We start from the raw sequence: 2,163 nt of genomic DNA on the forward strand, positions 1-2,163 counted from the left end.
AGCCGAAGAAGGACGGGACTAACTCCGATATGCTTTGGGGAGTCGTAAGTAGACGTTGATCCAGAGATTTCCGAATGGGGGAACCCACTATTCGTAATGGAATAGTACATCTATCTGAATACATAGGGTAGATGAGGCAGACCCGGGGAACTGAAACATCTCATTACCCGGAGGAAGAGAAAGCAAAAGCGATTTCCCAAGTAGCGGCGAGCGAAACGGAAACAGCCCAAACCAATGGGTTTACCCATTGGGGTTGTAGGACACTCCTTTGGAGTTACAAAGGAATTCTTTAGATGAATCGGTCTGGAAAGGCCAGCCAAAGAAGGTAACAGCCCTGTAATCAAAAAGGAATTCTCTCCGGAGTGTATCCTGAGTACGGCGGAACACGTGGAATTCCGTCGGAATCCGGGAGGACCATCTCCCAAGGCTAAATACTCCCTAGTGACCGATAGTGAACCAGTACCGTGAGGGAAAGGTGAAAAGCACCCCGGAAGGGGAGTGAAAGAGATCCTGAAACCGTGTGCCTACAAGTAGTCGGAGCGCATTCATGCGTGACGGCGTACCTTTTGTAGAATGGACCGGCGAGTTACGATCGTATGCAAGGTTAAGTGGAAGACACGGAGCCGCAGCGAAAGCGAGTCTGAACAGGGCGAATGAGTATGCGGTCGTAGACCCGAAACCGTGTGATCTACCCATGTCCAGGGTGAAGGTCAGGTAACACTGACTGGAGGCCCGAACCCACGTATGTTGAAAAATGCGGGGATGAGGTGTGGGTAGGGGTGAAATGCCAATCGAACACGGAGATAGCTGGTTCTCTCCGAAATAGCTTTAGGGCTAGCCTCAAACGAAGAGTACTGGAGGTAGAGCACTGATTGGACTAGGGGCCCTCATCGGGTTACCGAATTCAGTCAAACTCCGAATGCCAGCTACTTATGTTTGGGAGTCAGACTATGGGTGATAAGGTTCATAGTCGAAAGGGAAACAGCCCAGACCGCCAGCTAAGGTCCCAAAGTATACGTTAAGTGGAAAAGGATGTGGAGTTGCTTAGACAACCAGGATGTTGGCTCAGAAGCAGCCATCATTTAAAGAGTGCGTAATAGCTCACTGGTCGAGTGACTCTGCGCCGAAAATATACCGGGGCTAAACGTATCACCGAAGCTGCGGATTGTTCTTCGAACAATGGTAGGAGAGCGTTCCAAGTGCAGTGAAGTCAGACCGTGAGGACTGGTGGAGCGCTTGGAAGTGAGAATGCCGGTATGAGTAGCGAAAAAAGAGTGAGAATCTCTTTCACCGAATGCCTAAGGTTTCCTGAGGAAGGCTCGTCCTCTCAGGGTTAGTCGGGACCTAAGCCGAGGCCGAAAGGCGTAGGCGATGGACAACAGGCAGAAATTCCTGTACCACCTCATGACTGTTTGAGCGATGGGGGGACGCAGTAGGATAGGGAAAGCACACGGATGGAAGCGTGTGCCCAAGCAGTGAGAAAGCCGGAATAGGCAAATCCGTCCGGAGTTTTGAGCTGTGATGGGGAAAGGGCCTTGTGCCCCAAGTTCCTGATTTCACACTGCCAAGAAAATCCTCTAGTGAGGTCATAGGTGCCCGTACCGCAAACCGACACAGGTAGGCGAGGAGAGAATCCTAAGGTGATCGGGAGAACTCTCGTTAAGGAACTCGGCAAAATGACCCCGTAACTTCGGGAGAAGGGGTGCTTCATGAACATGGAGCCGCAGTGAATAGGCCCAAGCGACTGTTTAGCAAAAACACAGGTCTCTGCGAAGCCGAAAGGCGAAGTATAGGGGCTGACACCTGCCCGGTGCTGGAAGGTTAAGGGGAAATGTTAGCTCGCAAGAGCGAAGCATAGAACCGAAGCCCCAGTAAACGGCGGCCGTAACTATAACGGTCCTAAGGTAGCGAAATTCCTTGTCGGGTAAGTTCCGACCCGCACGAAAGGTGCAACGACTTGGGCACTGTCTCAACGAGAGACCCGGTGAAATTATACTATGCGTGAAGATGCGCATTACCCGCGACAGGACGGAAAGACCCCGTGGAGCTTTACTGTAGCCTGATATTGCATGTTTGTGCAGCTTGTACAGGATAGGTGGGAGCCAGCGAAGCATGAGCGCCAGCTTGTGTGGAGGCAATGGTGGGATACCACCCTGGCTGTAC

At 51.8% G+C, this 2,163-nt stretch carries 1 rRNA gene; it reads left to right on the forward strand.

The annotated features are described in order from the left end of the window. Positions 1-2,163 (forward strand): 23S ribosomal RNA (locus ACFSMW_RS20340); the annotation flags it as partial.

This window comes from Tigheibacillus halophilus (assembly GCF_042683165.1).
GTDB lineage: Bacteria > Bacillota > Bacilli > Bacillales > Amphibacillaceae > Tigheibacillus > Tigheibacillus halophilus.